The following is a 25,923-nucleotide window of genomic DNA, read 5'->3' on the forward strand; positions in this document are numbered from 1 at the left end:
AATGAAGATGGTAAGTAAAGTTAAGATAAAAATCCAATGGATTTTTTTAAGCTACACAGTAATACTTAAAGTGAAGCTTACGTTAATTATTCTTCAATACTTAAAAAATTTTAATGGTTTATTATTTAACCACAAAGGTCGTAAAAGTTTTATTTTAAACACTTTATTGATTTTTATGTTTAAATACTTCTATCAGATCTAACATCTGTGCAAATAGCTTTTGTCTCTTTTGTGGTTAAGTTTAAAATGAGTGTAACAGACTTATTTTATACTTTTAATGTTCTGCTAAAAAGTTTAAACAAATTTTTCAGTTAAAAAGAAAGAATTCAAAGATTTAAGAAAAATAATTATTGGAATTGTAAAATGAATGTATATTTTTATCTGAAGAAAAAGACACTCCTAAAAACTATGTATTGTACCAAGAAGCTGATTCCTCTGATCATCTTATTCGCTGCCCACCTGAATATAAAGGCACAGTCTGCCGAAAATTTAAGAACACAACTCCAAAAGATTCTTTCCACAAAAAATGCGACCGCAGGAATATCCGTGAAAGGGATTGAAGACAAAGACACTTTAAGCATCAACGGAAATCTGAATATGCCGATGATGAGTGTTTTTAAATTTCACATTGCATTGGCGGTTCTGAATAAAGTAGATCAGGGAAAATGGAAACTGGATCAGAAGTTTTTCGTGAAAAAGGAAGAGCTTCACCCCGATACCTGGAGCCCGATGCGGGACGAATTTCCGGACGGAAATATCTATCTGACATTGGATCAGCTGCTGAGATATACCGTTTCACACAGTGATAATAATGGCTGCGATCTGCTTTTGAACAGACTGGGAGGAACGGAATCTGTTCAGAAATTCATCAATAAACAGGGAATCAGAGATTTTGTCATTAAAGTAGATGAACAGCAGATGTCGTCCTGGGAAAATTTATATGTCAATACAACGACTCCTTTGGCGACTACTGAACTTCTAGAGAAATTTTATAAAGGGAAAGTCCTGAAAAAAGAAACTACGAGATATCTGTATCAGATTATGGTGGAAACTTCACGCGGAATTACATGGATGAAAGCAGGGCTTCCAAAAGATACGGAAGTCGCTCACCGGACCGGAATTTCCTCCACAAATGAGGCGAATCTGAGAGCTGCCATGAATGACGTGGGGATTGTAAAACTTCCCGACGGAAAGCATTTTATTCTCTCCGTTTATCTTAAAAATATTACGGAAGAAAGGGCAGAAACTGAAAAAATAATAGCAGATATAGCCAAAGCAGTGTGGAACTATTACACCATTGAAAAAAAGAATTAGATGCAATTAAAACTGACAGGATTCCTGCTGATTATTCTCGGGCTTTCAACGGCTAAAGCGCAGCATACGGATGATTTTTCGAAAAAAATAGACAGTATTGTTTCACAGTCGAATCCGATATCCTTTAACGGGACGGTGCTGGTAACAAAAGCCGGAAAAGTGAAGTACGCCAAAACTTTCGGGTATAAAGACTTTGAAGCGGGGATTCCCTTACAACGTGACGACCAGTTTGAAATCATGTCGAATTCAAAACAGGTCACGGCTGTTCTTATTTTGAAGGAAGTTGAAAAAGGAAATATACGCCTACAGGCTCCGATAAAACAATATCTGCCTTCTTTAACGGAATCGTGGGCAGATTCGGTGACGGTTCACCAGCTGCTTAATCATACCCACGGAATTGTTGATACGGAAAAGCCGCTTGCTTTTGAACCCGGCTCGCAGTTCAAATATGGCAATCTGTCTTATATACTTTTAGGCGAAATCCTTGAAAAAATATCCGGTAAAACCTACGTAGAACTTGCAGATGAGCTGTTCAGGATGCTGAAAATGAAAAATACGTTCTGCTATAATAAAGATCATAAAAGAAACCTTGTCAACGGCTATATGAACAAGGAAAATAAGTTCGAAAAAGTAGAGAAATCATTTTTAAACAAAGATAATTTGCCTGCTGCGGGAATCATTTCTACGGCTCATGACCTGTCTTTGTGGGATGATGCTTTATTCAACGGAAAATTATTGAAATCAGGGACTTTTGCGATGATGACCTCAGCAACAACAAGCTCACAGCATAATGTTTTTGGAAAAGAAAGTATGGGATTTGGGTACAATGTGCGTATCATCAAGGAAGCCGGATTGAATTATTATGCCGTTACCGGGCTGGGAGATGGGTTCACCTGTCTGAATGTTCATTTTCCTGCGACTGATGTCAGTCTTATTATTTTGGAAAACCAAATGCCGAGAGACAGAAACTACTGGAGCTACAAGGAAGCACAGATTAAAAATGTGATTTTAAAAAGTAGTTTGGTGAAAAATGGACAATAATAAATTCTCTGAACTAAAATCACACAAAAGGGTACTTGAAAGATAATTTCCGGTGATTTAGATTTGTTGATAAGAATCATTGCAATCAACAAAAACTAAAAATCATGAAAACTCTAATTGTATCTTTGGCTTTGCTCGCTGTAGTAAGCTGTGCGGATAAGAAATCAGAAGGCCAGCCACGGCTTTGTACTGAACTTTATACAGCCTACCAGGATGAGAAATCTGTCGGGGCTGAATCTGCTGTATTGAAAAAAAACCTTTGGCCTCATTCTGTAAATTTTCCTCTGCGTATAACGGTTCGTTTTTTAAATGGAACAGATTTTCAGAAAAATAAAGTGAGAGAATATGTAAAATTATGGACTCAGGCTTCCGCAAACGGCGTTGAATATAAATTTCATGAAAAGAACAAAATCAATTTTAAATTTATTCCTTACGATATTACAACCAGCGGAAATGTAGCAGATATCAGAATTTTCTTTGGAAACGGAGGCTCTTCTTCCTATATCGGAATAGATAGCAAAGCTGTGCCACAAGATAAACCTACCATGATTTTCGGATGGGTTAATGAATTTGAACCGGAAGAATCTATCAAACAGGTTATATTGCACGAATTCGGGCATGCTTTGGGATTTATTCATGAGCATCAAAACCCTACGGCCAATATTCCCTGGAATAAAGAGGCGGTATATAAATATTATAAAGATACGCAGACTCCTCCCTGGACGAAAGAAATGGTAGACAATAATATATTTTACAGATACAGCACTGACGCTACCAACTATACAGCTTATGACCCTGCTTCTATCATGCACTATGCAATTCCGGCTTCATTAACGGAAGGAGGGTATTCAACACCCTGGAATACAAATTTATCGCCAACGGACGTTTCGTTCATTAAGCAGATTTATCCTTATCATCCATGCTACGTTAATGAAACATGCTGTTATGACAAAAACGGAAAGAAAATACCATGTCCTTAACACAGATCTATACTTTTTGAGGAAAAAAGCATAATAAATCTTTAGAAAACACTAACAAAAAAAGCAGAGATCAATTCTCTGCTTTTTCTTTTTTTACAGCCTGGTGCATGACGAGGATAATTCCTAAAAGTATAATGGCAATGGCCAGATAACGCCAGGCGAGACCATCCTGTTCGGTAACGGTTCCGCTTACGGAGATAATAAAACTGGTCACAGAAGTAATCACATAAACCAAACCTCCCATCAAGCCGCCCGCCGTACCTGCATTTTTCGGAAAGTACAGCATACTCGTTGTAAAGAATGAGGTAAACAGGATCCCGGAACAGATATGAATAAAAAACGCAAACGGAATCATAATATAAAGGCTTTCAGCATAAAAGCTGGTGATAATAAGCCCTGCAATCAAAACCAGCTGCAGAATAATAGGCTGTAGGATTCTTTCTTTGAAATCCAGTTTAAGTCTTCGTTTCCCTATAAAGCCACCAATCATCCATGAAAATCCTAAAATCAGGGTACAGTATCCAATCACGACAGGCGTAAAATGAAAAGTGTTTTCAATAATAAAAGGTCCTGTAATATTGAACAGCATAACAATAGAATAACTAAGCCCCAGAATAAAGATGCCGAGCATGAAAATTCTGTTTTTAAGCATCATCTTATACAGGCTGATATTTTCGGAAAGATTAAGTTTCTTTTTCTCAGGTAAGCTTTCACCACTGAAGAACCATTCAAAAAGAAACAGGATTCCGGCATACAGAGCCAGAAAATGAAAATTGGCATGCCAGTTAAACAGTTTTTCAAGATACCCACCCAGAAAAGGCGCAAGAATAGGTCCGCAAGACCAAACGATGGTGAAATAGCTGAGATAATGTTTTACTTTTTCAGAATCATAAAGATCTACAAAAATAGCCCGCGTAGCTACCACCAGTACAGAAACTGCAGCTCCCTGAAGGATCCTTAGCAGGCAGATCAGGAGGATGCTGTCGGTCATTGTGATCAGAATATTGCTGATGATAAGTAAAAATAAGGCAATCAGCTTGGGACGGTAGCGTCCGATACTGTCCAGAATTCCTCCCACAAAAAGCTGTGAGATCCCATAGCTCAGTAAATAAGACGTTAATGTGATCTGGATATCTTTTTCCGAAACCATCATTTCTTTCGCCATCGAAGGGAAAGAGGGTAGATAAATATCTGTGACAAATCCGGAAAGCGGGATAGACACAAATGCCATAATGGTTATAAGTCTGATTCTTTTTTCAGACGCTTCTTTCAACAACATATTCATTCGTTATTTTACGGTACAAAAATAAGCCAGAAATCTTTGAATGCAATTTTAAAAGACAAAGTAAAAATTACGAAAATCAAATATTCAGAATGCATTTTTAAATTTTAAAGGAGAAACCTCAGCATGCTTCTTAAAGAAATTATTGAAATGGGAAGGCTGCTCGAATCCCAATGTATAACCAATTTCTGCAATGTCCCAGTTGGTGTATTTCAGAAGGTTTTTAGATTCCTCAAATACCCTTTCTTTAATGATCTGCGTAGTGGTAAGCTGTGTTACAGATTTTACCGATGAATTCAGGTGATTAACGTGTACATTCAGGTGCTCAGCGAAGTCAGATGCTGTTTTCAAAGCCAGCGGATAAGCCGGGGAATCCAGTGGGAACTGTTTGTTGAGAAGTTCATCAAATAAACGGTAAAGACGGATGTTGGCGGGAAGTTCATGAGGGTGAATATCGTCCACACGGTTTTCAAGGGCCAGATGCATCACAGAAGCCAGATGACTTTTAATACTGTTGCAGCGGAAAGGATAAGCCGAATTATTCAGTTTGTACATCTGTTCAAAATAAAGAGTAGCCAGCTGCGTCTGTTCTTCCGTTAAAAAAACAATAGGCTTGCTCCATTCCTTGAAAAGAGACGTTTTTTTAAATAAATTGAATTCAGAATTTCCGTTGAAAAACTCCTGATTAAACAAACAGAAATAGCCTTCCTGGAGATCTCCGTCACATTCCCACGAATACGGAATATTGGGGGAAGGAAAAAAGAGGGCAGGACGGTCGATATACAACTCATGAGACCCATACTGAAAAGTCCCTTTTCCGATAATAAAACTTACTTTGTAATAATCACGGCGGTTGTACGGACTTTTAAAACTGCAGTATTTCCGCATGGAAATATTGAAATGAGATTTACCGGTTTCAAAATCATCCGAATCAAACATTTTAATTTGATTGTTCCGGATACGTCGGTAATAATCTTCTATGGTTTCCAACTGATCGCTCATGGTGTAGAAATTATAAAAATCAAAGATACGCAAACCGAAATTAAATTTTATCTATTTTTTTGTTTGTAATGATAATTGAACCATTAAGCTTTTTTAAGCTTTTAAGAATATTAAGATGAGCTTCGCTTGTAAGAGACACAACTTAAAAAATCATTTGATTTTCCTTAATTATTCTTATCATCTTCATTGATCTTAATGGTTTATTATTTAACCACAAAAGGCACAAAAGTTTTTAGACACTTTTCTGTATGAAGTTTAAAATCCTATTGCAGAAAAGTACACTAAAGCTTTATAAAAAATCAAAGATTTTTATTGGGCATTATAAACGAATCTGCCCAATCCGTATAATCTGCGGGAGATTAAAAAATTCAACATCAACATCTGTGAAAATCTGTGCATTCTGTGGTTAATATTTTATTTAAAGTTTAAAAAGCTTTTGTGCCTTTTTGTGGTTAAAAGAATCCTGTCAAAATATTTGAAAGAAAAGACCCCATAGCACTGTAAAACTCTAACCTCGTCTGATTTCAAATTGTAATATTTGCGATGGCAATTGAAAAGGTCCCGCTGTAGTATCCGCCGCCACAGAAAAACCTGATTCTTTTAAAAATGTAGAAAGCGGATCATGGTTCATGATATTCATCCAGATAATATCCGTAAAAGATGCTGCAGCTCTACTCTTTTTCCAAAGTGATTCTCTCGCTTCCGGAGAATCAAATTCAGGGAGAATCACAAAACTGATTTGGGTAGCTCTTTTATCTTCGGGAAGAGCAGGGTGCCCTGAACTGCTTTTCAAAATGCTGTAACCGGCTGGTTTTTCGTCTATATAAGTAATAATAAGCTGATTGGAAAGATCGTTGAGGTCATTGATCATTTTTCTGGGATCAATATTGTTTTTGATGTATGTTTTAAGGTCTTCCTCCGGAACCAGTCCCTTGTGCATAGTATAAACCGAAGAATCAATGATGGTGATGAGATCAGAAATTCCCTCTTCAGAACCTACTGTAAATTTTGAAATGATGCTCATGAATATTTTTTATTCAAAATTAGAAGATTATTGTCTTCAAAAGGGATACAGTTCTAATTAATTTTATCAATACAGTTGATTAATTCACTAGATATATCAAAGTGTAAAAACGATTTGTCATAAAAATAATCACAACGGATATTTTAAGCTGGCATTTTTATCAACCTGAAGCTGTGGAATCTCATCGGTTATTTTAAACTGAAAACCATTGATCCATTTTTCATTTATGAGATCTATATCTTCACCACTGAGGATATGCTTCTGGAAGAAATAAGAAATATCCTTATCCAGATATTTTTGAGCAAGATCAAGAAAAAGTTCGTCTGTCAGCTTCAGTTTTTTCTCTTTACATCTATTTAAAAGCTCCTGCATAAAATCGTCCAGTGATTTCTTATAGCCGCTTTTGATCATGATTTGGTTATCCAGCCAGAAAGCGAAGACAGCACCTCTTCGGTAGGGTACTTTTTCTGTATTCCGGCTTTTCCAGAAATCATCTTTTATGGTATAGTTCGGGATCTTTCGCTGTGGATTTTTCCAGTGGCTTCTGATGACTTCCTCATTGAAAAGTTTCAGCCATTCATCGAATGAAATATCTTTTATTCTCAGTCTGTTTTTATAGGTGTAATAGTCTGTAAAGCCTTCACTGAACCAGTAATTGAGCTCTTCATGCTTGTTCTGTATTGTATTGCCAATCCATTCATGCATCAGCTCATGATGAAGCAGATAGAGATAAGAGCTTTTGCTGTTAAAAGGGTTGTTGGTCCCTTGTATCATAAATGCATTTTTAATAGCAGATCCGGTAGAGCTGTAGCCTTTAAACAGACTGTCTTTTTGAGAAACGGTGGGGCTCATGATTACCGTAAAATATTCTTTGTCGTAATCTTTCCAGAAATCCCTCTGGGACTGTACTGCTTTTTTGAGATTGGTACAAAGGAAATCGTCGGAAAACCCGTTGTTCCATTCATCTCTTATCGCAAAATAAACAGGCTTTTCATGGATTTTAAAATCATAAATACGGTAATCTCCGCCTACAAAAAGAGAATTGTAAAATCCTTCCCACAGTACGGTTTTTATGTTCTGCTTTTTAATCTGGCTTGCAAAGGTATTGTGTATTTTAAAGTCTTGCGGAAAACCGATCCATTCAATGGAAAATTCAAATTCCTGATCATCCGGCATTTTGGTGAATGAGGTGGGAACCATAAACAGGTTCTTGCCCATAACATGGAAAAATTGATCCTTAACCTTAGGACGGTTGAAAATACGGTAGTTAAGGTCTTTAAAATCCTGTTTGATGTAGTAGATAAAAGAAATTTTCCTGCTTTCTTTATGGTGGACTCTGATCTTGTTATCTTCCGGTTTAATATCAAAACGTATCCCCGGATTGTCTTTTTCCTGGAGAATAAGACTTTTAAAAAGCTCTTTCTCGTCCCAGTTGTCATTGGCATAATAAAAAGCGATAGTATCCGAAGATTTTTTCTGGGTATAATCAACCTGGATTTTTAAACCATTCTGTTCAAGATTCTTGTCGTAAAAAACTTTATAATTGATTTGATGCTGCGAAAAAGCATACAACGGAATAAGAAACAGAAGAAAAAATAAAGACCTGATCATATCGTAAGACTAATTAAATTAAAGGATCTAAAATATAAACAACCCAGATATATCATTTCTTACATACAATGTTTATTTTGTGGTTAAATCATAAACCATTAAGATTTTTTAAACATTGAAGAATAATTAAGGTAAGCTTCGCTTTAAGTATTACTGCATAGCTTAAAAAAATTCATTGGATTTTTATCTTAACTTTACTTACCCTCTTCATTGATCTTAATTTAAAAATTATCTCGCAGATCAAGCAGATTACGCAGATTTTTAAAATACTTATATGAACTTTAATAACCTCATATATTTCCATTTTTAAACTAAAACATTCAAAAACTTTTGTGGTTAAATCATAAACCATTAAGTTTTTTTAAGCATTGAAGAATAATTAAGGTAAGCTTCGCTTTAAGTATTACAGTGTAGCTTAAAAAAATCCATTGGATTTTATCTTAACTTCACTTATCATCTTCATTGATCTTAATGTTTAAAAAATTATCTCGCAGATCAAGCAGGTTACGCAGATTTTGAGCATGACAAATGAAAAATCGCATATTTTTAAAATACTTATGTGAACTTTAATAACCTCATATATTTTCATCTTTAAACTAAAGCATTCAAAAACTTTTGTGGTTTAATCAAAAAGTTTAAACAGCTTTGATATTAAAAACAGAATAATAAGCGTTTTACAGAAAAATATTAAAATCCCTGTAAGTAAGCCTTTTGTTAACTAAATATTTTTTAATTTCGCAAAATTCAGTTTAATCAGCAAATTTATCTATTGAGAATTACGAGGCATTTTAAACACTTTTTAACAGCATTATTCATTGCTGTGTATGCCTTTGCGGTCTCTCCGGCGGAATATCTCCACCATCATTTTCTTCACAGTCAGAATGCCGGGAATTCTTTTCAGCAGTCTAAAGGAGAACATGGAAAGATTTTCAAGAAGGCCTTTTCATCATGTGATACAAAGTGCCCCATCTGCCACCATAAACTTTTGGGCGAAGGTGGAATCGGAAAGATTTACACCGCTGTTTTTTCTGTATCAAAAATCACGGGAAAGATCTTCTATTCCCCTGAGTTTCTATTTTCATACACTCTTTTTTCCCTTTCGGACAGAGGTCCGCCGACCGTATTATAGTTTTTAAATATCCCTTGCCTGCTTTTGCGGGCTGAACTTTTTTTAATGATTTAATTACATAATACATTGTCATGTCAATATTACAAGCAATAGAGCTTAGTAAGCAGTACAACCATGTTACTGCCCTAAGCGGTCTCAATATATCCGTAGAGAAAGGAGAAATTTTCTGTCTGCTCGGACAAAACGGAGCCGGGAAAACCACTACAATCAATATATTCTTAGGGTTCTTAAAAGCAAGTTCCGGACAGGCTCTTATCAAAGGTGTTCCGGTGGAAATCAATGGAGAAACAACTAAAAAGTTTACAGCATATATTCCGGAAGTGGTACAATTATATCCCAATCTTACAGGAATTGAAAATTTAGATTTCTTCAGCCAGATGGCAGGTTTCAGGTACACCAGAGAGGAGCTGGCCATGCTGCTGGAAAACACGAGTCTTCAGAAAGAAGCCCATCACAAAAATCTGGCAGCCTATTCCAAAGGGATGCGTCAGAAAGTAGCCATTGCCATTGCTGTTGCGAAATGTGCAGACCTTATCTTAATGGATGAACCTACTTCAGGATTGGATCCGAAAGCTACCGCAGAGTTCACAAGAATCTGTAAAAATCTTGCTGCAAAAGGGAAGACCATTATGATGGCTACCCACGATATTTTCAATGCGGTGAATGTAGGAACGCGGATCGGGATTATGAAGGAAGGAAGATTGGTTCATACCCTTGATGCCCAATCTGTGACAGCCAACGAACTGCAGAAGATTTATTTGGAAACCATTTAAGAACCGGGTAATGAAATATTTGTATATCACAGCAGCACTGGCCGTTGCCGGTGTGAAAGTCTGTGCGCAGGAGACATTGTCCGGAGAAGTGACGGGAGGAAGTCATCAGAAACTTAAAAATGCCAGAATTATTGTTGAAAATAAAGAAAACAGATATGAAACGGTATCTCATGACGGAAATTTCAGCATACCTGATATCAAAAAAGGACGCTACGAAGTAAGTGTAAATGCTGAATCCTATGATGTTTATCACGAGCAGATTGAAGTAGACAGCACTTTTTTAACCAGGAAACTGATCATCCGTCTTTATAAGGTCGGAAATATTCAGGAGGTGGAAATTGTAGGCCGGGCATCCAAAAAATACCATAGCGATTATTCCTTTTCTTCAACTAAAATAGGAGTTCAGAACAAGGATATTCCTTTTTCTGTTTCTACGGTAAGTAAGGAGCTGATTAGTGACCGGCAGGCTTTCCAGCTGGGAGATGCCGTAAAAATGGCGAGCAGTGTGACTCCGGTAAGCTACTACAATCAGTTCAGCATCCGGGGGATTGCTCAGAATGAAGAAGGAACTATTATCAACGGAATGCGGACCCGGCAGTATTATTTTATGCAGCCTATCACAACCAATCTGGAAAAGATAGAAGTGATTAAAGGTCCCGCCAGTGCCGTTCTTTCCAGTGTAGATCCGGGAGGTAGTATTGTTTTGGTCACGAAAAAACCATTGAAAAGTACAAGCCGGGAAGTGACTATGAGTGTAGGAAGTTTCAGTACCATAAGAAGCTCACTGGATTTTACAGGGCCGTTGAACAAGGAAAAAACACTTTTATACCGTTTCAACGCAGGTTATGCACAGGCACAGAGCTTCAGGGATATTCAGTCTCAGAAGAGTGTTCTGGTGTCGCCTTCGTTTTCTTATATTCCCAATGACAGAACCGCAATTAATGTGGAAATGATCTACAGTGATCTGAACGGGAAAATAGACCGCGGACAGCCGATTTTCGGAGCGGTAGATGGAATGACGGATCTGAAAAGTACACCCATCAGCTTCAATCTGGGAGCCGTGAATGATTATTTTAAATCGAAGGAACTGATCATAATGTCCAATTTTACCCATCGTATTACGGAAAAGATCAGTATCAATGCATCCTATATGAAGCAAACCTGGAAAGAAGATCTTCAGGAGCACAGAACAACCAATGCTTTTGCTGTGGATGCAAACAACAAACCTATTCCCACACTGGCAGGAATGCAGATGGTTCAGAGAAACCAGTTCTGGAATACGGATAACCTTAATGCCTATCTGGTATTCAACCTTAAAACAGGACCTTTAGAGCATAAAATTCTCGCAGGATATGATTTTATAAGTACTCATAAAACCAAAGGGGGAGCACAGAATACGGCAAGAGGATATCTTCTTACCAATGGAAAAACAGCTTCTTCCTACAACCCTCAGAATGCCGGCGATTATCAGATGATAACGGTAAACGGGGTTACCATGCCTAAGCCGAATGTAGAACATTTCAATCTGGCTAATCCTGTTTACAGCATTAAAAATCCGGGTGAATATATATTTTCAAAGACTGCACTGCCGGCTGCGCTGATACGTTCTAACGGAATTTATATTCAGGATCAGATCAAATGGAACCGCTTGAATTTATTTTTAAGCCTCAGACAGGATTGGTTTGAAGATATTACCCGCTATAAAGAAAATAATGAAATCATCGTTAAAGACAGCAAGGTAATCCCAAGAATCGGTCTTACGTACAATGTGAATGAAAGCATTAATGTGTATGCTTCTTATATCGAAGGATTTCAGCCACAGTCTAATACAGCCTCATTAGCTCCTGTAGTGATTCCTGAAGGCAGGGCTTTTGAACCTTTGAGGAGTCAGTCTAAGGAAGTCGGGATGAAAGCAGATTTCTTTAATAAAAAGATTCATGTGGATGTTGCGTTCTATGAAATCCGTCAGCGGAATATACTTTTGAATGCCAATGACCCTTCCGAACCGGACCGTCTGGTAACCAGGGGACAGGAGCGGAGCCGTGGATTCGAGATGGATATGATCGGAAATATTCTTCCTGAATGGCAGGTATTTGCCTCTTACGGATACAATGATGCCCGGATTATAGACGATATCAATCCTGCGCTCATCGGAGCGAGAAAACAGAATACTCCGTTTCACAGTGCCAATATCTGGCAGAAATACAGCTTCAGGGATTCGTCTTATCTGAAGGATATCGCAGTAGGATTCGGAGTTCAGTACAGCGGAAACAAAGTTCCGATGTATAACCGCTCATTCTTGGTTCCGGGATATACCGTTTTTGATGCTGCTGTTTATTATACTCCAAAACAGGGACCTGTGAGTATATCCTTCAACGTAAATAACCTTTTTAACACCACGTACTGGCTGGGTGCACAAAATTACCTTCGTCTGTTTCCTGGAGCTCCAAGAAATGCAGTGCTCACAGCCGTATATAAATTTTAAATCTATGAATATGAGAATACCTATTATCCGTCTGATTTCAACACAGTTTTGGAAACAGTCATTACAGAATAAGGCGGTTCTTTTTCTTCTGCTGATCCTCAGCCTCCTGTTTGCTTTTGCAGCGTACACCGGATGGGAGGATTATAAAATACAGGAAGATATCAGGACTGAGCATCAGACAGAAGTCCGCCAGCAGTGGGAAGATAAGCCGGACAAGCATCCTCACAGAATGGCCCATTACGGATACCTGATTTTCAGAGCGAGATATCCGTTGAGCTTTTTTGATTATGGATTGGAGCGGTATATGGGAAGTTCAGTCTTTCTGGAAGCTCATAAGCAGAATACGGTTAATTTCTCCGAAGCCGGGTTTTCTTCCGGAATGCTGAGATTCGGGGAAGTAAGTACAGCCATGATTTTACAGACTCTGATTCCTCTGTTTATATTTTTTCTTGGTTTTAGTTGTATTTCAGCAGAGCGGGAAAATAATACACTCAAAGTACTCATCAGCCAGGGAGCAGCGTGGAAAGAGATCTTTGCAGGAAAGATTATAGGGCTGCTTGGGTTGGTAAGCATGGTTTTTATTCCTGTGATGATCCTATCCACAGTGATTTGGTTTTCCCTTACAGGTTTTAAAGGCGCTTTCGACGAATTTTTGCGGTTAGTTTGGATCGCAGCGGTCTATTTGGTTTACTTTTTTATCATTTGCAGCGTTTGTGTGATGGTGTCTGCGGTAAGCAGAACCTCAAAGTCTTCCTTAGTTAAGCTGATTGGTTTATGGTTGCTGTTTATCATCATCATTCCAAGAACGGCTCAGGCTTTTGGAGCTTATCTGTATCCGGCGCCCTCCAAGATAGATTTTGATACCAAAGTAGAAAACGAACTGGTAAAAACCGGAGACAGTCACAATCCCAAAGATATCTACTATAAAGGAATAAAGGATTCCTTGCTGCAGGCTTATCAGGTAAAAACCACAGAAGAGCTTCCTTTTAATTACAGCGGTTACATAATGGCTGAAGGAGAGAAGATCAGTTCCGGAATTTACAATAGATACTGGCAGAAACAGCTTGATATTTATGAAGAGCAGAACAGCGTCAACCGTTCACTTGCTTTTGTTAATCCTTTTCAGGCGGTCAAAGACCTGTCTACAGCACTAACAGGATCAGATTTCAATTCCTACATTAGTTATCAGGAACAGGTAGAAGCTTACAGGTATCAGCTGGCCCAGCTCATGAATAAACTGCAGATGGAAAATATCAGCAATAAAAAACAGCAGGAAAATGATAAACCCTATACCATTAGCAGAGATCACTGGAAAGAACTTCCCGATTTTCAATACAGATTTATTACCGGGAATCAGCTGTTTCAGAATGAGATTACGTCCTTAATTTCCCTTTTGCTATGGACTCTCGGTATTCTGTTGTGCCTTTACATCATGTCTAAAACAATAAAAATCAATTAATCATGTACCTTTTATTATTTAAGAACTTTATCCGTTCCCAATCTGCCTATCTGGGAATGTTGTTCCTGATGTTCTCAGGACTGGTAAGTATTTTTGTTGGAAGGCAGTTTATAGACAAGCAAAAAGCCAATATTGATCATACGGCAGTGTATCAGAAAGAACATATTGAGAGATACACAGGCTATATTGAAAAAGACCTTGGACTTCTGCTGTACTACCTGAAATTCGGGTTGGTGAATAAAACAGACAACCTGAATGGCCTGTTGATAGGGCAGAGAGACGTGAATCCATCCATACAGAGTCTGACGATCAGAAATCTGGAAGGGCAGAAGTACGATACGGATCTTCAGAATCCTGTCAGCCTCCTTCTGGGAAGTCTGGATCTGGGATTTGTGATTATTTTTCTGTTTCCGCTCGTGATTATTTCCTACTGTTATAATCTTTTGTCCGAAGAAAAAGAGGAAAGTACATGGATTCTGCTTTCCGTGCAGTCTCAAACCCCATTCAGGATCTTGTTTCAGAAATTCATGGTCCGTTTTGCAGTGATTACCGGAGTTTTATTTTTTCTGATTATTCTGGCCATTCCCATCCTTGATTTGAGGATTAATGCGGCATTGGGCGGTTTTGTTTTGGTCTCACTCTTCTATATTATCGTTTGGTTTGCATTAAGTTTTTGGGTGGTTTCCTGGAATAAGAGCTCCAGAGCGGGCGCTGCGGGGCTTCTGTGTTTTTGGATTGTTTTAACCGTTATTCTTCCTGCGGTTCTCAATCATTTTATTTTAAATCAATATCCTTTACCGGAAGCATTGGATACGGCTATTGAGCAGAGAGAGGCCTATCATGAAAAATGGGATACCGATCAGAAACCGACTATAGAAAAGTTTTACAGACATTATCCTCAATTCAGATCTTATGGATTTCCGGAAGGAAATTTCAATTGGCTTTGGTATTATGCCATGCAGCAGATGGGTGATGACGAATCCAAAGACCAGGCTGATCAGCTGAACGAAAAGCTTTGGAAGAGAGAAGAAATGAGCCGTACGCTTTCTTATTTTGTTCCCGGACTTCATGTGCAGTTTCAGTTAAGTGATCTTACAGGGTCCGGATTAGCCGATCAGTTGAGGTTTATACAGGAGACAGAACAGTTTCATGAGAAGAAAAGGCTTCTTTTTTATCCTAAAATCTTTGCGAATGAGCCTACGGGAAATACCAACTGGAAACAGTTTCAGCTGGAATATTACAATAAACGGAGTACAATCAGGTGGTTGGTAATGCTGGGACCGCTATTGCTGTTCGGTTTGCTGTTTTATGGTCTGGGAGTTATTAATTTCAGGAAGCAGACAGTTTTGTAAGAGGATATTTTAGGGTATTATTAAAAAATCATGTTTTGCAACTGAAAATTATACGTTTTAAAATTGGAAAATTGTATAATCTAAACATAGAATTTTGGAATAAAAATAAATGTAGTGACAGGGCGATGAAATAATTTCGGAATAATCTTCCAAAAGGCTTGATATGGCTAATAAAATGGATGAATTTTTAATGTAAATGCAAAAAATAACAGTCTGATGGATTAAAAGCAGAAAAAAATAGCATTTTAACCCAAACTTTTTTAATCTGAGCTAGGCTGGAATTACCATAAAACCTATATTTGCAGCCTAAATTTTAAAAATAATGAAAGAACTAATTGAAAAAATCAACGCTGAATTCGAAGCGTTTGCAACTGAGGCTAACCAACAAGCAGAAAAAGGAAACAAAGCTGCAGGTACAAGAGCTCGTAAATCAGCTTTGGAACTTAGCAAACTGTTCAAAGAATTCAGAAAAGTTTCTGTAGAAGAAGCTAAAAAATAATTTGTTCTCAAGCCGGCTCACTGAGCCGGCTTTTTTTATGCCTTGATTTAGAGTTTCCACAAGAAATAGGGTGAATCGGTTTGCGCCAGAGTTTTTTATTCTTAGGTAAAATTGATTAAGAAAATATCTCACTAATACAGTTAATGAGATACTACCTATCATTTTATATCATTAGAAAATGTTTCTGTGTGTTAGACTTTTTTGCTCGGAATTCATTATAACTTCAGTCTCCAGATTGATCCATTCTTGGTTTGGGTTTTTATAAGTTTTTGACTGTCTGTTAATTGATTAAGAAATTCCTCGCTCTTATCTCTTTGAATGCCGGATAATTCCGAAAATTCCCTTGCAGTAAGACTGTTATATATTGAAAATAATGATTTCCAATCTTTTGAATACTCATATTTATCTGCGTCAGGATACAATTTCAATAGAGCTGTCTCGTAAAAAGAGTAAGGCTTGGATCCGGAAATAATCTCTCTGTCACCATTATTATTCTCAAAGAAAATGGTAGGGAAGGCTCTTACTCCATAACCTTTTGCCTGTTCTAAATCCTGCTCAAACATTAATTTTGCAGAATTTTCAAAATCTGTTTTCAATTTTTTCACATCCAAACCTGCCTTTTGAGCTGCTTCTGTTATGTGTTCCCAGCGGGTAATATTCTTTTTTTCAAGAAAAACCAGCTCTCTAAGCTCTCTTAGAAAAACAACAGCCTTTTCATTATCCTGTATTTGCGCTCCCTTAAACGCTACAGAAGGAGGAAAAGAAGATTGCAAAGGGTCTTGAAGCCAGACGTCTCCATCTATCGGCATATCATAATATATACTTACTTCATCCCAATGGTGGGCTACATCAGAAGGTTTACTGATACCTCCTGAATTATAACTCCAGTTAGGCAGAAGTCCTCCCATCCGGTATTCTATTGTAATATACTTTCCATACTCCAGTTTTAATTTTCTTAACTGGGGCTCTATTCCCCAACAGGAAGAACAAATAGGATCTGTAAAGTAGATCATCTTTACAGGGACTTCTTTTGACTGAGCATGAATGTTTTTTATTACTAACCCTTTCTCCTCAAATGGCAGTATTTCACACATTCCATTCTCAATATTGCACAAAAGCGGATTGTTTTTTTCAGGATTTTTTATCGAAGTGTGATCTATTGTGTTTTCCATTTCTATTTTTTTTAAAAAGTCTTTCAGCTGCGGCCGTGTTGGCATATTCTTCCATTCTGGTGATCAAACCGTTTTCAACAGTGTATACCTGAACCCATTTCTGTTCAAGAATATTTCCGTTGACTTTAATCTTCTGTTTTTCGTATCCCAAAGCCACTACGGTATTATTTTCTGCCAGCATTTTAAGCACTTTAAAATCCAGGATTTCTACATTGGAAGAAATGTTGGTGATAAATTGAACCACACCTTTTTTGCCTTCATAAGATCCTGTGTAAGGAATTGCGCGAGGACCTTCATAAATCCAGACTGTTTTTTCTGAAACTGTTTTTTTAAGGCTTTCCATATCCCCTTTTCCAAAGGCTTCAAACATCTTTCCTACCACTTCCAGTGGCTGGGATTTTACCTGTGCTTTAATAGCGGATGGAATTAAACCAAGCACAAATATCCCAATTATAGCCGGCTTTTTTAATACTATTTCCAGTTTGTTTTTCATTGTATTTTAAATTTTAATTAAAAGTATAATGCAAATCTAAAGTATACTAACTTTCAAATCACTATGGATTTCCTTTTATAAACTGATTTCCTTTAGGAAACTATCTTACTTTTTTTATATCTTTATGAAATATTTCTTAAATCAATAGCATGAAAAAAAAAGCCATTGTAAATAATAATTTAAACTGTAAAACCAGAATATTAGCTATTAAAGATACCATGGGAATCTTATCCGGGAAATGGAAATTTCATATCCTTGGAACTTTGATTATGGGAGGCAAGTTGCGTTTTATGGACCTTTTAAGGGAAATTGATGGAATAGGGGCCAAAATGCTTTCTAAAGAGCTTCAGGACATGGAAATTAATCATCTGGTAACCCGTACTATTTTAAATACAAAACCAGTGACAGTGGAATACGAAATCACAGAATATGGAAGAACAGTGGAACCTATAATAGATGAAATCGCTAATTGGGGGATTAATTACAGGAATTCAATATACCGGGAACATAAAACCTCATAGCCATTTATAATTTAGAAATGCAAATATTGAGATGATCTAATCAGACTATGAAAACGATTGCAATATTAGAAGTTCTTTCTATAAATCTGCGAGAAGCAACAATTATTTCGGAACTCATAATTTGAACCATTGCTTTTTTTAGCTAATTATACGGATACTATGAAACATTTTTACCTTTTTATGATCCTTCTTTCCGGGTTTTTCACAGCCCAGAAATTAAAAGTAGTCGATTCCGAAAACGGAAAACCTATATCGCACGCGAGAGTTATTCTTCGCGATCAGATTGTTTATACCAATGAAGATGGCTTTGCACCCGTCAGTAATGAAGCTTCCGATTTTGAAGTTTCGGCTTCCGGTTATCAGAAAAAGAAAGTAGCGGTCTTTAATTCTCAGATCAGGTTGGCTCCTGCCTATAAAAATGTAGGAGAAGTGAAAATAGCAAGTGTAGATATAAGAAAACTTTTTGGAGACGTAAGTAAAAACTATCACAAAAGATATTACAACGAACCTTCTCTTTATGATGTAGTGTATAAAGAGAAGAGGCTTGATAATGATAAACTCTATTTCCTGGTGATTGCAGAAACCAAATTATGGAGCAAGAGCAATCATTACAACTATAAAGAAGGCATCCGGAAAAATTATGATGAAATCCTGCAGATGCAGCTGAATAATGTAAAATATCTGAAAAATATAAAAGCCGACACTATATTTACCACAGGAAGCAAAGAGTTTTCGCATGAGTATATGGGAAATTATTTCTTCAATTTTGAACTGAACCGGACTTTGGGGCATATAAGAAATATTGGTTCTAAATATTCGGGAAAGATGGTTTTCGAGGAGGGAGATGAGCAGCTGATCACTTTTAAGATCAATTCCTCAGTTGGGATTGAACTGAAAGGGGAGCTTAAATACAATACAACAGATAAAGTCATTACCTACTTTGAAGTACATTATATACAAACCGGTTATCCTCCTGTAAGAAGAAAAACGGCAGAAGGAGTAGAATACGATTATCAGCTTGGAGATGCTTCCCTTATTTTCGATTTTTACAAAAAAGACGGCAGTTATCTTCCTGCTATGACCCGGTTTGAAGGGGATAAATACTCCGCATTCTATCTTGGGAAGAAGCACGAAAGAAAATTCAGCAGGGAAATTATTTATAATACTTTTGAGAAATCCGATAAGGAAGGATTGACTCAGAAAGTAGATTTCAGTAAAAATATCTGGGAAAATGTACCTGTGAAAGAACAGAAAGAAGATGCCGTTCTGCTTTCTGCAGAGGAACAGGCTTTTGTCAATGAAAAGTAAGGTTTTGGGGCGAAAAGTCAAAATGAGAAATTGACATTTTATTCCCTGATTCTTTTAGCTTTTTCATCCCATAATCCCTTTGTCCTTCCCATAAATTCTACTATCTTTAAGCTTTCAATAAATATTATGAAGATAAATAGATTTTTTGCTGTGCCTGCGGTTGTGCTGGCTGCCCAGTTCTCATGGGCTCAGGTGAAGGTAGATCCTAATGAAAAACTGAATCCTATTGTAAAAAGCTTTGTAGATGAAATCAACAACAGTTCCCAGCTGGAAAATATGGCCTATGAGCTTCTGGACGGCATTGGACCACGTCTTGTTGGAACACCTGAAATGTTGGCCGCCAATGAATGGTCTGCAGAAAAGCTCCGTTCATGGGGAATAGATGCCAACCTTCAGCAGTTCGGAACATGGAAAGGATGGCAGCGTGGGATTACCCATGTAGATATGGTATATCCGCGTGTGAAATCTCTTGCCGCAACGCAGCTTGCATGGAGCCCGGCTACCAAAAAAGCCGTGGAAGCAGAGGTGGTGATTCTTCCGAAAGTTTCTTCCAAAGCCGAGTTTGATGCATGGCTTCCTTACGCAAAAGGGAAAATAGTACTTATCGCACAATACCAAAAGATCGGCCGCTCCGATGAGCAGATCAAAGAATTTGCCACTCCTGAGCTTTACGAAAAATTGAAAGCAGAAAAGGAAAAAGCAGCAAAAGATTTCCGTGACTATGTGAAAAATATAGGCTACGACAATAATACCCTTCCGGAAGCTCTTGAAAAAGCCGGAGCAGCAGGAATTGCTATTTCCAACTGGACAGGAATCATGGGAGCCAACAGAATTTTCGGGGCTAAAACCTCAAAGATTCCAATGATAGACATTGATGTAGAAGATTACGGAATGCTTTACAGAATGGCAGAAAATGGCGCTAAACCTAAAATCAAGGTGGAAGCGCAGTCTAAGATCCTTCCTGATGCGAAAAGTTTTAATACAATCGGAATGATCAAAGGAAAAGAAAAACCGGAAGAATATGTCATCCTTTCTGCTCACCTGGATTCATGGGACGGAGCACAGGGCGCAACAGACAACGGAACCGGAACGCTTACCATGCTGGAGACCATGAGGATTTTAAAGAAATATTATCCCAACAATAAAAGAACAATTGTATTAGGTCTTTGGGGAAGTGAAGAGCAGGGACTTAACGGATCAAGAGGTTTCGTAGCAGATAATCCGCAGATCATGAAAGGAGTACAGGCTGTATTTAATCAGGATAACGGAACCGGACGTGTCGTTAATATCAGCGGTCAGGGATTCGTAGATTCTTACAGCTATATCGGAAAATGGCTGAACGGAGTTCCAAAAACGGTAAGAGATCAGATTAAAACAGATTTTCCCGGAATGCCGGGCGGCGGAGGTTCGGATCATGCTTCATTCGTGGCAGCAGGAGTTCCGGGCTTCTCTCTAAGCTCACTGAACTGGGGATATTTCGGATATACCTGGCATACAACAAAAGATACCTATGACAAGATTGTTTTCGATGAGGTGAAAAACAACGTGGTATTAACAGCTGCTTTAGCTTACATGGCTTCAGAAGATCCTGAATTTACAAGCAGAGAAAGAAGAATAATGCCTCAGGATGATAAAGGTGAAACGGTAAAATGGCCGGAAGCGAAGGAGCCGAGGAGGAGTTCTAAGGAGTATAAGTAAGAGTTAAGAATTAAGAATTAAGAATTAAGAGTCAAGAATCAAGAATCAAGAATCAAGAATCAAGAATCAAGAGTCAAGAGTCAAGATTTTAGATTTCAGACATTAGATTATATTAGGAAAAAACAGGGGCTGTACAGATTATTGTGCAGCCTTTGTTTTTTGTGGATAGAGAAGGTTTTTTATTTCCGGGATTTTACTTTTTTTGACGATGTAGGTTTTACAGATTTTGTTGTTCAGGTTCATACTGAAATTCATCTGAGTAGATTCATTTTCCCAAGTATGGTTGGGCGGAGGAATATAGTCCGTAAAGATCGGTCTGAGATTCGCAAGGCATAATAAGTTTCTTTTTAAAGATAGTAAGAGTCTTGGATTATTTCCAAAATCATCAATTACTTTTATTTTAAACATACTCTTTCCTAAAGTGCTTCCCCAATACATTTCGCATATAGTTCCTGAAATAATAACACACAGAATAGAGTAGAGAAAGCCAACGATGGCTATTTTTTCAAAAAGAAATAAAGAAATAAGAAAGAAGGGAAGCATATCAATAAGTTTAGCGAAAAGCCTTTCTCTCTCATTGCCTTTATAAGTAGCATCATAAGGGAAATCATACTCAAAAGAATTATAAATCCTGTATCCCAATTTATCAAACTGCCGGGTGGGTCAGCGAATAATTCTTCTGTCTTTAAGCTCAGATATTTTCATGGATATCTTTTATTTTTCCGATCATTCAAAAATAAAAATAATAGTTCAATAAAACACGTCAGGTTCTGTCGTATCGCGTATCTACATTTGTGTCAGTAAAATGACTGCAGGAATTTTTACCAATTAATATAAACCAAAAAACAAAATTTTATGATTTACGCAAATGCTTTTTTCACATCGGGTAATAGCTATCCTAATGAAGACATTGTAGAACTGGCAGATAATTATACGCACCAGGCTGTCACTTACAAAAAGGTAGGAACTGCTGTTGAAGATGGAGTGATCTATCGGAAAAAGGATAATGATTTTTATGAAAGACAATGGTCAGGCTACGTGAATGCATTGTGGTGGAATATCAAGGAACCGGGTATCTCAGTTACAACCGTTACAGAACGTATTAACAAGGCTCTGGCTCCGGGATATGATATCTTTTTTGATGAAATGTCTATTGAGATTGATGGAACACTTTATCTGCAAAGTAATCAAAAGATCCTGTCGAATAACTGTAAGATAAAGCAGACAGCAGAAAGCAAGGAAATTTTTAATTGCGAAAATAAAGAAAATATCTCGATTAAAGGTTTTAGTTTAGAAGGAAAGAAAGGTGAATATGTAGCCAGTTCCAGTTCCAAAAATGTAGGGATTATGGCTCACAATGCTAAGAATCTTATTATCGAAAAGAATAGGTTTAAAAATTTCACTTATTCTGCAGTATCAGGATGGGGTGGAGTTAAACATTTTATTTTCAGATTCAACAGGGTTACCAATGAATTTCCTGATGGTTGGGCAACAGCAGGTTCCAGTTACAAAAAGGATAATATGGGTATTGTAGTAGCCGGAGAAAATCTGACCATTTTTAAAAATCACTTTGAAAATTCGTCACAGGGTATTTACATTGCTGAAAACTCCAATTTTGTCAGTATTTCAGATAATGATGTTGAAAATACCATTCTGGAACACGGGATGTATCTTGATTCCGGTATTTCAAATCTTACCGTGATAGGAAACAGAGTGAGAAATACCGTGAAAGTTGGGATCAAGCTTCAAAACTCTGATAAGGCAGGTTATGTCAGCAATAATATAGTAATTTCTAATAATATTGTTGAAAATACAGGCGAGGGAGGCGATGGTATTTTGATCAATAATACAACAGCGCCAGAGGTTCCGCAGCTTTATGCAAAAAATGTGGTAGTTTCAGGAAATGTAGTCAGAAATGCAGGCCAGCATGGGATTAATGTAAGATTTGTAGATCTGGGAGTGGTCTCTAATAATGTAATCAATGATATCCGCTATGCAGGAATTTATATTTCTGATACAAAAGGAGTTGAAATTGCCAACAATAATATTAAAATGACAAAGGAAAATGGAATTATGATTGAAGCCAATAATTATTTACTGTCTGCCAACTTTAATACCATTGAAAATCCGGGAATGAAAGATTCAGGTTTGGAAGATCTGTTAACAGGAATTACCCTTCGCGGAACAAAAAATAAAGAAATTTCATTGAGGTATAATAAAATGATCGGCAACGGAACTGCTATGAGATACGGTGTTTTTGTAGAGTTCGTAGAACCGGCAGGCCCTAATCCTCAGCAGCAGACTTTTCAGGAGACCTATGAAATGGTAGGAAATACAGTGCTGAATGTTTTTCGCAGCGAATACAGGTTTTTAAATGTCATTAAAAAACTTAGAGTGTTCCGTAATAATTATATAAATTTATCAAGCTTTCCTCCTGTAGAGCAATTCTAAAAAATCTATAAGAATAATAAGGCCGTCAATTTCGGCAGCCTTATTATTTTTGCGATGAATTTTTCGTAAATTAATTTAGTCTTTTCATTTTTACCGGTTCTTATTATAAAGAATTAGACCGGGAACAAGGCAAATTAATGCAACGCCAATCAATGGCCAATCGCCATAGAGAAACAAGAAGTTGGTTTCCTTTGCAGGTCCCATTTTGAGAATTACCACCAAAATGAAACCGATCAGAATAAGGATAATACCCAGTGTTTTTTTCATATATATTATTTTTTTGAACCTACATACTGCACCCCGGAAAGTGCTTGTTTGGCATTCACACTTACTCCTTTTTTCCCTGTTTTGGTACCGCCAGCCGATATCTCTCCATTGGCACCTACTTTCACGCCTCCGGCTTTAATACCTCCTTTTCCTACAGAAACATTGCCGTAATCTAATGGTGACATTCCGAGACAATTACTTTTGTTATTCAGAGCAATAGATATCTGCTGCTCTTCTTTGTCAAAAACAATGCATCCTATATTCACAGCATAGCCTGCCATATTTTGTGGCGGAATATTATACACTTCTTTATCTTCGTTGGCCGCGTTTCTTACCGCATAAAAAGTAGTTTTCCCAATAAGATTGCTGATCCATATTTTTTTGGAAGAGCTTTTATCTTGGGTAATTACTACATCGTTCTGCATCATATTTCTAACCTTATCCGGAGCTATGATAGCTGATTCTGCATATTTTCCAATAATACTTTGTCCGAAACAAATGGCAAAACCTCCTAGAAGTGTTAGTGTTAAAATTGTCTTTTTCATAATCCTAAAATTTATGTATTCAGTATTTCTTCTAATTCATTGTACAGTTGCTGTATTTTCCTTTTACCAAAGGATTGTGCCAGCACATGGCGCTTACTGGTTTCACCTGTACCGAACCTTACAAAAAGCTCTGTATTGATGGGCAGACGCAGATAATAAACAGTTTCCAGCTCAAATCCTGAAAAATCGGAGAAGGGGTATTGTATCGGTTCTTTTCCCCGGACTCCTGTATCTATTTTTATCATCTTTTCTTCAGGGAAAAGCCTTGTTTTGGATGATCTCAACAACATCAAGACTATGATTAACACTGTAAAAGCAATAAGTGAGAGACCGGTTTTGAAATACGCGCTATACACTACAGTAGCGATACCTATAAACAGCCATGCAACCAGAATGATATGAGCTAAGGAAACAAATGTTGTTATTTTATAAGCTTTTCCGTCCGGAATAAGATATTTATAGGACATCATTAATTTTTTGTATTTATCTGTTTTTGTATAACCGGTAATACTTCTTCTTCAAATATCCGGCACCTCTTTTTATGAGTAAGAAACGGACTTATCTGATAAGATTTTCCATAAGGACTGCTTTTGTCTGCAATGGCAAAATAGGGCTTTCCATTCAGGGAATTCTGTACAATCTCTGTTTCATTTTTTGAAATGAAATTCCGTTTGAAATACCCTCCGAAACTCATGGTTATTTTACCCTCACCAGCTGGTATCATAATCCGGATATCTGCACTGAAAATTTTATATAAAAGTGCCATTACAGACAAACAGGAGCCGATCGCCAGTGGCAGTTGCCAGAAGTCTCCAAAACGAACGGCAAGAAAAACGGACAAAATCCAGAAGCATAATCCTGCAATGATTACCCGTACGGCTCTGGGTGCATAACATTTATTAGGAGTCAGCACCAGATTACCTCCTTGCCAATACATCATCTGTTCTTTCATCGTATGCCCAGTATTTTTTCGGTCTCCAACAAGAGCACTTCCGTGTTTTTTGAATTCATAAGGCTTTGCCCCAGCAAAACAGATTTTTGCTTATTTCCGTCCATAACCACGGCAAAAGCTGATGAAATGAGTATGAGCACATAAATACGGTTATTAATGCTAAAGCTTTGAATATCTGAAAAGGTAATTTGCTGTGTAGCTGATAAAAGACCTGCTTTTTGAACAACAGTCTGTCTGTTCATATCAATAACTACGCTGCTGAACATCCGGGAGAGAAAACCACAGCCAAACAACAACACAATGCCTGCAAAAATGTAGGCTTCTGCTTGAGGTCCTCTTTTAATGAAAAACCACAAACCAACAGCAAAGAGTAGCAATGCCATAATAATGTATTGGTTGTTGAGACTTTTACGTTGGTAAACATTCGGACTTGTTTCTTTGTAAAATCGGTAGTCTTTCATACTGTTTATTATTGTTTTTTTTTAATTTTTATAACATCAACTTTTATCATAGCGAAATTATTTTCCTGACACGCGTTATGCAAAATTATGATGACGTCAAATCG

General features: G+C 37.3%; 25 protein-coding genes. 13 read left to right on the forward strand and 12 right to left on the reverse strand.

Annotated elements, in window-relative coordinates; all coding sequences use genetic code 11:
• The first annotated feature begins 408 nt into the window (after positions 1 to 408).
• The 3 genes from bla (at position 409) to ACM46_RS22825 (ending at position 3,335) form a co-directional block, all read left to right on the forward strand.
• Complete coding sequence (gene bla, locus ACM46_RS11220) at positions 409 to 1,314, forward strand: class A beta-lactamase, subclass A2 (RefSeq protein WP_048507143.1); 906 nt, start codon at positions 409 to 411, stop codon at positions 1,312 to 1,314.
• Positions 1,315 to 2,355 (forward strand): serine hydrolase domain-containing protein, encoded by a 1,041-nt coding sequence (locus ACM46_RS11225; protein ID WP_048506734.1) that lies wholly within the window; start codon positions 1,315 to 1,317, stop codon positions 2,353 to 2,355.
• A gap of 104 nt (positions 2,356 to 2,459) precedes the next feature.
• The gene (locus ACM46_RS22825) at positions 2,460 to 3,335 is read left to right on the forward strand and encodes a zinc metalloprotease (protein ID WP_053082695.1); all 876 of its coding nucleotides are present in this window, start codon (positions 2,460 to 2,462) and stop codon (positions 3,333 to 3,335) included.
• Between the two features lie 70 nt (positions 3,336 to 3,405).
• Here ACM46_RS22825 and ACM46_RS11235 read toward each other — a convergent pair whose 3' ends face one another.
• The 4 genes from ACM46_RS11235 to ACM46_RS11250 form a co-directional block, all read right to left on the reverse strand.
• On the reverse strand, positions 3,406 to 4,611 hold the full coding sequence (locus ACM46_RS11235) for an MFS transporter (protein WP_048507145.1): 1,206 nt from the start codon (positions 4,609 to 4,611) through the stop codon (positions 3,406 to 3,408).
• Between the two features lie 93 nt (positions 4,612 to 4,704).
• Complete coding sequence (locus ACM46_RS11240; protein ID WP_048506735.1) at positions 4,705 to 5,619, reverse strand: helix-turn-helix domain-containing protein; 915 nt, start codon at positions 5,617 to 5,619, stop codon at positions 4,705 to 4,707.
• Positions 5,620 to 6,127: 508 nt separating this feature from the next.
• Positions 6,128 to 6,643 carry a hypothetical protein gene (locus tag ACM46_RS11245; RefSeq protein WP_048506736.1) on the reverse strand — a complete coding sequence of 172 codons (516 nt, stop codon included), beginning with the start codon at positions 6,641 to 6,643 and terminating at the stop codon, positions 6,128 to 6,130.
• Positions 6,644 to 6,772: 129 nt separating this feature from the next.
• Positions 6,773 to 8,254 (reverse strand): M1 family aminopeptidase, encoded by a 1,482-nt coding sequence (locus tag ACM46_RS11250; RefSeq protein ID WP_048506737.1) that lies wholly within the window; start codon positions 8,252 to 8,254, stop codon positions 6,773 to 6,775.
• 769 nt (positions 8,255 to 9,023) lie between these two features.
• Here ACM46_RS11250 and ACM46_RS11255 point away from each other — a divergent pair.
• The 6 genes from ACM46_RS11255 to ACM46_RS11280 all read left to right on the forward strand — a co-directional run bounded on the left by ACM46_RS11255 (position 9,024) and on the right by ACM46_RS11280 (position 15,951).
• Positions 9,024 to 9,383, forward strand: a complete 360-nt coding sequence (locus ACM46_RS11255; RefSeq protein WP_048506738.1) for a hypothetical protein — start codon at positions 9,024 to 9,026, stop codon at positions 9,381 to 9,383.
• 71 nt (positions 9,384 to 9,454) lie between these two features.
• Positions 9,455 to 10,156 (forward strand): ABC transporter ATP-binding protein, encoded by a 702-nt coding sequence (locus ACM46_RS11260; RefSeq protein ID WP_048506739.1) that lies wholly within the window; start codon positions 9,455 to 9,457, stop codon positions 10,154 to 10,156.
• Between the two features lie 10 nt (positions 10,157 to 10,166).
• The gene (locus tag ACM46_RS11265) at positions 10,167 to 12,641 is read left to right on the forward strand and encodes a TonB-dependent receptor (protein WP_048506740.1); all 2,475 of its coding nucleotides are present in this window, start codon (positions 10,167 to 10,169) and stop codon (positions 12,639 to 12,641) included.
• Between the two features lie 10 nt (positions 12,642 to 12,651).
• Positions 12,652 to 14,100 (forward strand): ABC transporter permease, encoded by a 1,449-nt coding sequence (locus tag ACM46_RS11270; protein WP_048507146.1) that lies wholly within the window; start codon positions 12,652 to 12,654, stop codon positions 14,098 to 14,100.
• Between the two features lie 2 nt (positions 14,101 to 14,102).
• A complete protein-coding gene (locus tag ACM46_RS11275) occupies positions 14,103 to 15,452 on the forward strand; it encodes a DUF3526 domain-containing protein (protein WP_048506741.1) in 1,350 nt (449 codons plus the stop codon).
• A 322-nt stretch (positions 15,453 to 15,774) separates the two neighbouring features.
• Positions 15,775 to 15,951 (forward strand): histone H1, encoded by a 177-nt coding sequence (locus ACM46_RS11280; RefSeq protein ID WP_040994607.1) that lies wholly within the window; start codon positions 15,775 to 15,777, stop codon positions 15,949 to 15,951.
• Between the two features lie 215 nt (positions 15,952 to 16,166).
• Here ACM46_RS11280 and ACM46_RS11285 read toward each other — a convergent pair whose 3' ends face one another.
• Both ACM46_RS11285 and ACM46_RS11290 read right to left on the reverse strand, forming a co-directional pair.
• Positions 16,167 to 17,123, reverse strand: a complete 957-nt coding sequence (locus ACM46_RS11285) for a DsbA family protein (protein ID WP_048506742.1) — start codon at positions 17,121 to 17,123, stop codon at positions 16,167 to 16,169.
• Complete coding sequence (locus ACM46_RS11290) at positions 17,083 to 17,616, reverse strand: nuclear transport factor 2 family protein (protein ID WP_048506743.1); 534 nt, start codon at positions 17,614 to 17,616, stop codon at positions 17,083 to 17,085. The genes ACM46_RS11285 and ACM46_RS11290 overlap by 41 nt, the downstream gene beginning before the upstream one ends.
• 149 nt (positions 17,617 to 17,765) lie before the next feature.
• Between ACM46_RS11290 and ACM46_RS11295 the strand changes: the two genes are divergently transcribed.
• The 3 genes from ACM46_RS11295 to ACM46_RS11305 all read left to right on the forward strand — a co-directional run bounded on the left by ACM46_RS11295 (position 17,766) and on the right by ACM46_RS11305 (position 21,143).
• A complete protein-coding gene (locus tag ACM46_RS11295) occupies positions 17,766 to 18,137 on the forward strand; it encodes a winged helix-turn-helix transcriptional regulator (protein WP_048506744.1) in 372 nt (123 codons plus the stop codon).
• Positions 18,138 to 18,296: 159 nt separating this feature from the next.
• Positions 18,297 to 19,445 (forward strand): hypothetical protein, encoded by a 1,149-nt coding sequence (locus tag ACM46_RS11300; protein WP_048506745.1) that lies wholly within the window; start codon positions 18,297 to 18,299, stop codon positions 19,443 to 19,445.
• 126 nt (positions 19,446 to 19,571) lie between these two features.
• Positions 19,572 to 21,143, forward strand: a complete 1,572-nt coding sequence (locus ACM46_RS11305; RefSeq protein ID WP_048506746.1) for a M20/M25/M40 family metallo-hydrolase — start codon at positions 19,572 to 19,574, stop codon at positions 21,141 to 21,143.
• A gap of 138 nt (positions 21,144 to 21,281) precedes the next feature.
• Here ACM46_RS11305 and ACM46_RS11310 read toward each other — a convergent pair whose 3' ends face one another.
• Positions 21,282 to 21,785 carry an RDD family protein gene (locus ACM46_RS11310; RefSeq protein WP_048506747.1) on the reverse strand — a complete coding sequence of 168 codons (504 nt, stop codon included), beginning with the start codon at positions 21,783 to 21,785 and terminating at the stop codon, positions 21,282 to 21,284.
• 213 nt (positions 21,786 to 21,998) lie between these two features.
• Between ACM46_RS11310 and ACM46_RS11315 the strand changes: the two genes are divergently transcribed.
• The gene (locus ACM46_RS11315) at positions 21,999 to 23,594 is read left to right on the forward strand and encodes a right-handed parallel beta-helix repeat-containing protein (protein WP_048506748.1); all 1,596 of its coding nucleotides are present in this window, start codon (positions 21,999 to 22,001) and stop codon (positions 23,592 to 23,594) included.
• A gap of 90 nt (positions 23,595 to 23,684) precedes the next feature.
• Here the strand turns inward: ACM46_RS11315 and ACM46_RS23375 are convergent, their stop codons facing one another.
• Genes ACM46_RS23375 through ACM46_RS11335 form a run of 5 tightly spaced genes read right to left on the reverse strand, consistent with a single transcriptional unit; the run spans position 23,685 to position 25,819 of the window.
• Positions 23,685 to 23,861: a hypothetical protein gene (locus ACM46_RS23375; protein ID WP_157859450.1), complete on the reverse strand. Its 177-nt coding sequence runs from the start codon at positions 23,859 to 23,861 to the stop codon at positions 23,685 to 23,687.
• A gap of 5 nt (positions 23,862 to 23,866) precedes the next feature.
• Positions 23,867 to 24,406, reverse strand: a complete 540-nt coding sequence (locus ACM46_RS11320) for a hypothetical protein (RefSeq protein ID WP_048506749.1) — start codon at positions 24,404 to 24,406, stop codon at positions 23,867 to 23,869.
• Positions 24,407 to 24,417: 11 nt separating this feature from the next.
• Positions 24,418 to 24,876 carry a hypothetical protein gene (locus ACM46_RS11325; protein ID WP_206541005.1) on the reverse strand — a complete coding sequence of 153 codons (459 nt, stop codon included), beginning with the start codon at positions 24,874 to 24,876 and terminating at the stop codon, positions 24,418 to 24,420.
• Positions 24,876 to 25,358 carry a hypothetical protein gene (locus ACM46_RS11330; protein ID WP_048506751.1) on the reverse strand — a complete coding sequence of 161 codons (483 nt, stop codon included), beginning with the start codon at positions 25,356 to 25,358 and terminating at the stop codon, positions 24,876 to 24,878. Before ACM46_RS11330 ends, ACM46_RS11325 begins: the two co-directional genes overlap by 1 nt.
• On the reverse strand, positions 25,355 to 25,819 hold the full coding sequence (locus ACM46_RS11335; RefSeq protein WP_048506752.1) for a hypothetical protein: 465 nt from the start codon (positions 25,817 to 25,819) through the stop codon (positions 25,355 to 25,357). The genes ACM46_RS11330 and ACM46_RS11335 overlap by 4 nt, the downstream gene beginning before the upstream one ends.
• Positions 25,820 to 25,923 lie beyond the last annotated feature (104 nt).

Origin of the sequence: Chryseobacterium angstadtii, from assembly GCF_001045465.1 — a bacterium.
Lineage (GTDB): Bacteria > Bacteroidota > Bacteroidia > Flavobacteriales > Weeksellaceae > Chryseobacterium > Chryseobacterium angstadtii.